This is a genomic window from Halomonas sp. CSM-2, from assembly GCF_002119345.1.
GTDB lineage: Bacteria > Pseudomonadota > Gammaproteobacteria > Pseudomonadales > Halomonadaceae > Vreelandella > Vreelandella janggokensis.
Map to the genome: position 1 here is coordinate 42,466 of NZ_NBYR01000024.1, position 8,564 is coordinate 51,029.

6 protein-coding genes, 1 tRNA gene and 1 rRNA gene are annotated in these 8,564 nt (G+C 56.9%); 5 read left to right on the forward strand and 3 right to left on the reverse strand.

Translation table 11 applies throughout. The features are described 5' to 3' along the window. Positions 1-4: 4 nt before the first annotated feature. Together proC and B7L15_RS17400 are read right to left on the reverse strand one after the other, a co-directional pair. Entirely contained in the window at positions 5-829 is an 825-nt protein-coding gene (proC, locus tag B7L15_RS17395) for a pyrroline-5-carboxylate reductase (protein WP_085920176.1), read from the reverse strand. 86 nt (positions 830-915) lie between these two features. Next, a complete protein-coding gene (locus tag B7L15_RS17400; RefSeq protein ID WP_085920177.1) occupies positions 916-1,620 on the reverse strand; it encodes a YggS family pyridoxal phosphate-dependent enzyme in 705 nt (234 codons plus the stop codon). Between the two features lie 33 nt (positions 1,621-1,653). Between B7L15_RS17400 and B7L15_RS17405 the strand changes: the two genes are divergently transcribed. Beyond that, positions 1,654-2,697, forward strand: a complete 1,044-nt coding sequence (locus B7L15_RS17405; RefSeq protein WP_085920178.1) for a type IV pilus twitching motility protein PilT — start codon at positions 1,654-1,656, stop codon at positions 2,695-2,697. A gap of 3 nt (positions 2,698-2,700) precedes the next feature. Then, entirely contained in the window at positions 2,701-3,867 is a 1,167-nt protein-coding gene (locus B7L15_RS17410) for a PilT/PilU family type 4a pilus ATPase (RefSeq protein WP_085920179.1), read from the forward strand. Positions 3,868-3,877: 10 nt separating this feature from the next. Here B7L15_RS17410 and B7L15_RS17415 read toward each other — a convergent pair whose 3' ends face one another. Further along, the gene (locus tag B7L15_RS17415; RefSeq protein ID WP_085920184.1) at positions 3,878-5,008 is read right to left on the reverse strand and encodes an anhydro-N-acetylmuramic acid kinase; all 1,131 of its coding nucleotides are present in this window, start codon (positions 5,006-5,008) and stop codon (positions 3,878-3,880) included. A gap of 115 nt (positions 5,009-5,123) precedes the next feature. Here B7L15_RS17415 and tyrS point away from each other — a divergent pair, with 115 nt between their 5' ends. The 3 genes from tyrS to B7L15_RS17430 all read left to right on the forward strand — a co-directional run bounded on the left by tyrS (position 5,124) and on the right by B7L15_RS17430 (position 8,564). Then, positions 5,124-6,323, forward strand: coding sequence for a tyrosine--tRNA ligase (tyrS, locus tag B7L15_RS17420; protein ID WP_085920180.1), 1,200 nt, complete (start codon positions 5,124-5,126; stop codon positions 6,321-6,323). Positions 6,324-6,772: 449 nt separating this feature from the next. Continuing rightward, positions 6,773-8,304: ribosomal RNA gene (locus B7L15_RS17425) — 16S ribosomal RNA — on the forward strand. Between the two features lie 186 nt (positions 8,305-8,490). After that, positions 8,491-8,564, forward strand: a tRNA-Ile gene (locus B7L15_RS17430).

An 8,564-nucleotide genomic window follows, 5' to 3' on the forward strand; every position in this document is an offset into this window, starting at 1 on the left:
TGGTTTAGTGGCCGCTCAGTTCCTTGGACATGGCTTGGGCGCGCTTGGCGCAGGCCTGCATCGCATCAGCGATTGTCGTCCTTAGCTGGGCATCTTCCATGTGTTGAATCGCTTGTTCGGTCGTTCCACCGGGCGACATGACATTCTGTTTAAGTGTTGCCGGGTCTTTATCGCTTTGTTGTGCCATGGTGGCGGCACCCAGCGCGGTTTGAATCGCCAGGCGGCGCGCTGTATCAGCGGGAAGGCCGAGCTTGACGGCGGCGTCTTCCATGGCTTCCAGCATCAGGAAAAAATACGCCGGCGCGCTACCGGAGACCGCTGTCACCGCGTCCAGCAAGGCTTCTTCCTCGACCCATTCGACGATACCCACCGCTTCCATTAGGTGAGTCGCGACATCGCGCTGGGCATCGCTGACCCGCGCATTAGCATACAGGCCACTGGCACCGCGTCCTACCAAAGACGGTGTATTCGGCATGCAGCGAACCACAGCGCTATCCCCGCCCAACCATTGGTCAATGGTGGCCGCGTCAAGGCCGGCGGCGATGGAAATGACCAGAGGGTTGCGTTGTTTAACCGTGTCGCTAAGCGCTTCGCATACGTCGCGCATGATCTGTGGTTTAACGGCCAGCACCAGAACGTCGGCCTGACTCGCGGCGGCGTTGTTATCGGTTTGCGTCTGAATATTGAGGCGTGTGCGAATCGTGTCCAGTTCGCTTTCCCGTGGCGCGGTGGCAGTGATGTCGGCAGGCGTGACACCGCTGTCGATCAGGCCGCCAATGATGGCGCTTGCCATGTTGCCTGCGCCAATGAAGGTGATCTTGTTCGTCATGGGGGTATCCTCTGTTGAAAAAGGCGGCGTTGAGCCGTGTTATGTCACTCGTCGGGGTAAGGCATTCCCGCTTAGTTCGTTGGTTCTCAGGTCGTATCCCGCGCGCCAAAGATCGCCGTCCCTAAACGTACCAGTGTGGCACCTTCCAGCACAGCCGCTTCCAGATCGTCGCTCATGCCCATGGAAAGCGTATCGAGAGGCGCATCGGGCAGAGCCTTCTGCAACGCCGACAAAAGCTCGCGCATCTCGCTCAGAGGCTGACGCTGGGCCGACAGGCTTTCTGCCGGAGCAGGGATTGCCATCAGGCCTCGCAGCTTGAGGCCAGGTAGTGCTGCGACCTCTTTGGCAAGGGCTTCCACGTCCTCTGGCATGACGCCTGATTTTGAGGGCTCGCGGCTGATGTTGACCTGTAAGCAAACGTTGAGTGGGGCTAGGTGGGTGGGTCGTTGTTCGCTAAGCCGCTTGGCAATTTTCAGGCGGTCAATGGTGTGCAGCCAGGCGAAATTTTCCGCAACAGCGCGTGTTTTGTTCGATTGCAGAGGGCCAATAAAATGCCACACAAGGTCGTCCAGGTCGGCCAGTTCTTCCTGTTTTTCCAACGCCTCCTGCAGATAGTTTTCACCAAACTCGCGCTGACCCAGCGCGCTTGCCTGGCGAATCATCGAGGCCGGTTTGGTTTTGCTTACGGCCAGCAGCGAGGCATCATCAAGGGGGCGGTCAGCGTCAATGAGCGCGCGTTCTAGTCGCTCACGCGCGCGGGCTAGTGACGCTGGAAGCGCGTTATCTGTCATACTCAAGCACCTTACCGCAGCTGGGGAAGAAAGATGGATATTACCGAACTGCTGGCATTCTCGGCAAAGCAGAATGCTTCAGACCTCCACTTATCCGCGGGCTTGCCGCCCATGATACGGGTTGATGGCGATATCCGTCGGCTGAATGTGCCCGCCATGGATAACAGTGAGGTCCGTCGGTTGATTCACGACATCATGAACGATCGCCAGCGTCGCGACTACGAAGAACACCTTGAAGTCGACTTTTCTTTCGAAGTGCCGGGCGTGGCGCGTTTTCGGGTCAATGCCTTTAATCAGGCACGCGGTGCGGGAGCGGTATTTCGCACCATTCCCAACCAGGTGCTATCGATGAAGACCCTGGGGCTGGGGGAAGTGTTCGAGCGCCTTTCAATGCTGCCGCGCGGTCTGGTGTTGGTGACCGGGCCAACCGGTTCGGGAAAAAGTACCACACTCGCGGCCATGATCGATTACATCAACGATCATCGCTTTGAGCACATTTTAACCATCGAAGACCCGGTTGAGTTTGTGCATGCCAGCAAGCGTTGCCTGATTAATCAGCGGGAAGTCCATCGTGACACGCATGGCTTTGCGGAGGCATTGCGCAGTGCGCTGCGCGAAGACCCGGATGTGATTCTGGTGGGAGAGCTGCGCGATCAGGAAACCATCCGCCTGGCGTTAACAGCGGCAGAGACCGGACACCTGGTGCTCGGGACGCTGCATACCACCTCAGCGGCCAAGACCATTGACCGGATTATTGATGTCTTCCCCGGCGAAGAGAAGGCCATGGTGCGTTCGATGCTGTCGGAGTCGCTACAGGCCGTGGTATCCCAGGCGCTGTTGAAACGCCAGGGGGGCGGCCGTGTGGCGGCCCATGAAATTCTGATCGCGACCTCGGCGGTGCGCAATCTGATTCGTGAAGACAAAGTGGCGCAGATATTCTCGGCGATTCAAACCGGCGGCAATCTGGGTATGCAAACGTTGGACGCCGCACTGATGCAACTGGTCAACGACGGTCATGTCGGCATGGAAGATGCCCAGGCGCTGGCCAAAGGCACCCTCTCTTCGCGGGAGGCGTAATCGATGACGAACAACGACGCCTCAACGCTGACGCCTGGCCAGTGGTTGCATCAGCTGTTGGACATCATGGTGACGCAGCAAGCCTCAGACCTACTCATTTCAACGGGGGCACCACCCAGCCTCAAGATGCCCAGCGGGCTGGTTCCTCTTGGCCAACGGCCCTTGAGTGAACATCAGGTAAGTGAGCTGGTAACGCACACCGTGCCTGAAGGGCTGCGCGAGCGTTTTAGCCAACAGCGCGAGGCGAATTTTGCGCTGGGTTTTGAAGACAAAGGGCGCTTTCGCGTTAGCGCCTTCCAGCAGCGAAATCAGCCCGCCATGGTGATTCGCCGTATTGAGCAGCACATTCCCACCCTGGAAACCCTGGGTGTGCCCACGGTGCTTGCCTCGCTCGCCCATGCCAAACGGGGGCTGGTATTGGTGGTAGGGGGCACGGGGACCGGGAAATCCACCACCCTGGCGTCGATGGTGCAGGAGCGCAATGAAACGATCGGTGGGCACATCATCAGCATTGAAGATCCGATCGAGTACCTGCACCCGCACAAGCGCGCCATCGTTAACCAGCGTGAAGTGGGGATTGATACCGAGTCATTTGAAGTAGCGCTCAAGAACACCCTGCGCCAAGCCCCTGATGTGATCTTGATCGGTGAGATACGCAGCCGTGAAACCATGGAACATGCGTTGACGTTCGCTGAAACAGGGCATCTCTGTCTGGCCACCTTGCACGCCAACAACGCCAATCAGGCGTTGGAGCGTATCATTCACTTCTTTCCTCATGAGCGTCATGAGCAGATATGGATGGACCTCTCCCTCAATCTCCGCGCGGTGGTGGCTCAACAGCTGTTGCCCAGGCTGAACGGTGGTCGTTGTGCGGCGGTTGAAGTCATGCTGCCGTCGTCACGGATTGCCGACCTGATTCGTAAAGGCAGGGTCGCCGAGATTAAAGCCGCCATGGCGGCGTCGCGTGATGACGGCATGCAGACGTTTGATCAAGCACTCTTCGATCTTTGCCAGGCATCACAGATTAGTCATGAGGTAGCGCTTGCCCACGCGGACTCCGCCAATGACTTGCGACTCATGCTGAAGCTGCAAGGGGAGGCGACGTCGCGTTCGCTGGATGAGCGTGCTCCAAGTCATTGGGATCTGCGCGACCGCGACGATGCATGGTGACGCTGATGTCCTAGGGCGCGTAGACGCCGCCAAGGACGCGCGGCCCTCTGGCACCGGTCACCGAGGGCAGATTGCCGGGTAGCTGGTGCAGGCGCTGGTGGGCCAGCCAGGCAAAGGCGCCTGCCTCGATCCAGTCTTCAAGCCATCCGTAGCTTGACGGTGACGCAAAGGTGGCAAACGGCAAGTGAGCGGCCAGCCTGGCCATCAGATCAGCGTTATGCGCACCGCCCCCGCAAGTAATCAACGTGACGCCCTGATGAGAGAAAGGCAACTGCTGGATACCTTGTGCAACACTGACCGCAGTGAGTTCGGCAAGTGTGGCCTGGACATCATCAGGCGCTTCGTGACCGGCCAGATGACGTTCCAGCCATGGCAGATGAAATAGCTCTCGACCCGTGCTACGCGGTGGCGGCTGTTGAAAAAAGGGGGCATCCAGTAGCCGTTCCAGTAACTCAGGGTCCACATTGCCGCTGGCAGCCCAGGCCCCATTCTGATCAAAACGGCCGCCCTGGTGTTTTGAGAACCAGGCATCCAGCAACACATTCGCAGGCCCCGTATCGAAACCGGTCACAGGCGTTTTCGAGTTGCTGGGCAGCCACGTCAGGTTGGCAAAACCGCCCAGATTCAAGATGAGCTGTTCGCCTTCCTGGCGCCCAAACAGCGCCTGATGAAAGGCTGGTGCCAGCGGTGCCGCCTGCCCGCCTGCTGCCAGATCGCGTCGTCGAAAATCAGCCACAACGGTGCAGCCGGTCAACTCAGCCAGCAGGCTAGGGTTATCCAATTGCAGTGTGTAAGCCGGGCCTCCATTATGGCCGTCTGGAGCGTGCTCAACGGTCTGCCCATGGCTGCCTACCGCCTGGATCTGTTCAGGCGAAAGTTGCTGTGCGGTTAGCAGGGCTTTCACCGCCTCGGCTTGCAGTCGGCAAAAGGCGTCCTCCGCGGCGGCCAGCTCGGCAAAGCTCACTTCTTGTGCATGACAAAGATGCAGCAGCTGTTCATGCAGCGTGTCAGGCATTTCGGCAGCCAGGGTGCCCAGCAGTTGTGGCGGTGTATCGCGGCCAATCGCCACCAGAGCGGCATCGATGCCGTCAAGGCTAGTGCCCGACATCAGGCCAATATAATAATGTGGTGCAGATTTCATAAGACGACCCATACAAAGCGCGTTAAGGCTCAACCAATATCCGTGAGCATGATAACATCGCCCACTATTTATTATTCGAACGCCAACAAGGCGATGCTTACGTGGAGATAAAGCAATGAGTGAGGTGGATCAGGCGCTAGCGTTGCTGTCGCGGGGGACGCACGAAATCCTGCTGGAGGAGGAGCTGCGCGAAAAGCTGGCCTCTGGCCGTACACTGCGTATCAAGGCAGGTTTCGATCCTACAGCCCCCGATCTACACCTAGGGCACAGCGTCCTGCTGACCAAGATGCGCCAGTTCCAGGATCTGGGGCACACCGTTATCTTCCTCATCGGGGATTTCACCGGTCGTATTGGAGATCCCACCGGTAAAAACGTGACTCGCAAACCGCTGACCGAAGCTGACGTTAAAGCCAATGCCGATACCTACAGGGAACAGGTATTTAAAATCCTTGATCCCGATAAAACCGAGGTACGCTTCAACGCTGAATGGTTTGGCGATCTAACCGCCGCCAAGATGATCGAGCTGGCAGCGCAAAGTACTGTTGCGCGTATGCTCGAGCGCGATGACTTTGAAAAACGCTACAAAGCCAACCAGTCGATCGCCATCCACGAATTTCTCTACCCGCTGGTACAGGGCTATGACTCGGTCGCGTTAGACGCGGATGTCGAATTAGGCGGTACTGACCAGAAGTTCAACCTGCTGATGGGGCGAGAGATCCAAAAGCATTTCGGTCAGGAGCCGCAGGTGGTGATCACCATGCCGCTACTTGAAGGTTTGGACGGTGTGCAGAAGATGTCCAAATCGCTGGGTAATTATGTTGGCGTCGATGAAACACCCGGCTCCATGTTCAATAAGCTGGTTTCCATGCCGGATACCTTGATCTGGCGCTATTTTGATTTACTGTCGCTGAAGTCCAACGAAGAAATCGAAGCGCTTAAGCAAAGCGTTGAGCAGGGTGCCAACCCACGCGATGTCAAAATGGCGTTGGCGCGTGAGCTGATAGCGCGCTACCACGGAGATGAAGCCGCGGCCAATGCACATAAATCTGCCGGCAACCAGTTGGCGGATGGTGAGTTGCCCGAAGATCTTCCCGAGGTTGAGGTTGATTTTGAAGGCAGTGACGATGCGCCGATTGCCGCTGTGCTAAACCGTTCGGAGTTAACCAAGAACAGTGCCCAGGCCAAAGACATGCTGAAAAATGGCAGCGTCAAAGTAGATGGCGAGGTTGTGGCGCAAGACGCCATGCTGTCCACCGGCAAGGCTTACGTTATCCAGGCAGGCAAGAAACGTTACGCCCGTGTGACACTGCGCTAATTTTTTCCGCACACCCCTTGCGTCCTCGTCAGCAAAGCCGTAAAGTACGCATCCGCTGCCGGGGACGCCCAGCGTTGCCAGCGGTGAATGAGGTGTAAAAACCTCGGTTTGTCAGTAGGTTAGGCAAATAGCAGGAAGGAAAGTTGAGTTAAACATTTCCTTCGCTTCTGCCAAACAATCGTTGACAAACACTGGAAAGTGCGTAGAATACGTCTTCCTCGCTTAGCAGCGGCCACGTCAGGTTTTGAGGCCCGCAAGCGAAACGCTCTTTAATAATGTGATCAGGTAATTCATGTGGGCGCTTGCCGATGAGGGTGATAAATCACCAACTATCAAGGCAAGCGGCTCGTCCAAGGTCTTCGGACCTTGAGAGAACGTTTGAAAACCTTGAGCCAAGTTTGATCCGCTTTTGTTACTTTCGGGTGACAAGTAAGGATCACAATGATTGTAAACTGAAGAGTTTGATCATGGCTCAGATTGAACGCTGGCGGCAGGCCTAACACATGCAAGTCGAGCGGTAACAGGTCCAGCTTGCTGGATGCTGACGAGCGGCGGACGGGTGAGTAACGCATAGGAATCTACCCGGTAGTGGGGGATAACCTGGGGAAACCCAGGCTAATACCGCATACGTCCTACGGGAGAAAGGGGGCTTMGGCTCCCGCTATTGGATGAGCCTATGCCGGATTAGCTGGTTGGTGAGGTAATGGCTCACCAAGGCGACGATCCGTAGCTGGTCTGAGAGGATGATCAGCCACATCGGGACTGAGACACGGCCCGAACTCCTACGGGAGGCAGCAGTGGGGAATATTGGACAATGGGGGCAACCCTGATCCAGCCATGCCGCGTGTGTGAAGAAGGCCCTCGGGTTGTAAAGCACTTTCAGCGAGGAAGAACGCCTGTCGGTTAATACCCGGCAGGAAAGACATCACTCGCAGAAGAAGCACCGGCTAACTCCGTGCCAGCAGCCGCGGTAATACGGAGGGTGCAAGCGTTAATCGGAATTACTGGGCGTAAAGCGCGCGTAGGTGGCTTGATAAGCCGGTTGTGAAAGCCCCGGGCTCAACCTGGGAACGGCATCCGGAACTATTAGGCTAGAGTGCAGGAGAGGAAGGTAGAATTCCCGGTGTAGCGGTGAAATGCGTAGAGATCGGGAGGAATACCAGTGGCGAAGGCGGCCTTCTGGACTGACACTGACACTGAGGTGCGAAAGCGTGGGTAGCAAACAGGATTAGATACCCTGGTAGTCCACGCCGTAAACGATGTCGACCAGCCGTTGGGTGCCTAGCGCACTTTGTGGCGAAGTTAACGCGATAAGTCGACCGCCTGGGGAGTACGGCCGCAAGGTTAAAACTCAAATGAATTGACGGGGGCCCGCACAAGCGGTGGAGCATGTGGTTTAATTCGATGCAACGCGAAGAACCTTACCTACCCTTGACATCCTGCGAACTTGTGAGAGATCACTTGGTGCCTTCGGGAGCGCAGAGACAGGTGCTGCATGGCTGTCGTCAGCTCGTGTTGTGAAATGTTGGGTTAAGTCCCGTAACGAGCGCAACCCTTGTCCCTATTTGCCAGCGATTCGGTCGGGAACTCTAGGGAGACTGCCGGTGACAAACCGGAGGAAGGTGGGGACGACGTCAAGTCATCATGGCCCTTACGGGTAGGGCTACACACGTGCTACAATGGCCGGTACAAAGGGCTGCGAGCTCGCGAGAGTCAGCGAATCCCTTAAAGCCGGTCTCAGTCCGGATCGGAGTCTGCAACTCGACTCCGTGAAGTCGGAATCGCTAGTAATCGTGCATCAGAATGGCACGGTGAATACGTTCCCGGGCCTTGTACACACCGCCCGTCACACCATGGGAGTGGACTGCACCAGAAGTGGTTAGCCTAACGTTGGAGGGCGATCACCACGGTGTGGTTCATGACTGGGGTGAAGTCGTAACAAGGTAGCCGTAGGGGAACCTGCGGCTGGATCACCTCCTTAAACGATGCATCATCCTCGCGGTAAGCGCTCACAATGAATTACCTGATCACGTGATAGAGCAAACGGTTTAAGCACGAACCCTCTTGGGTCTGTAGCTCAGTTGGTTAGAGCGCACCCCCTGACCTTAAATGGAAAGGAGGGTGAAGTCGGCCAGCCGATGCAGTAACGAGAGGTCGTTAGAAGCACGGGTCTGTAGCTCAGTTGGTTAGAGCGCACCCCTGATAAGGGTGAGGTCGGCAGTTCAAGTCTGCCCAGACCCA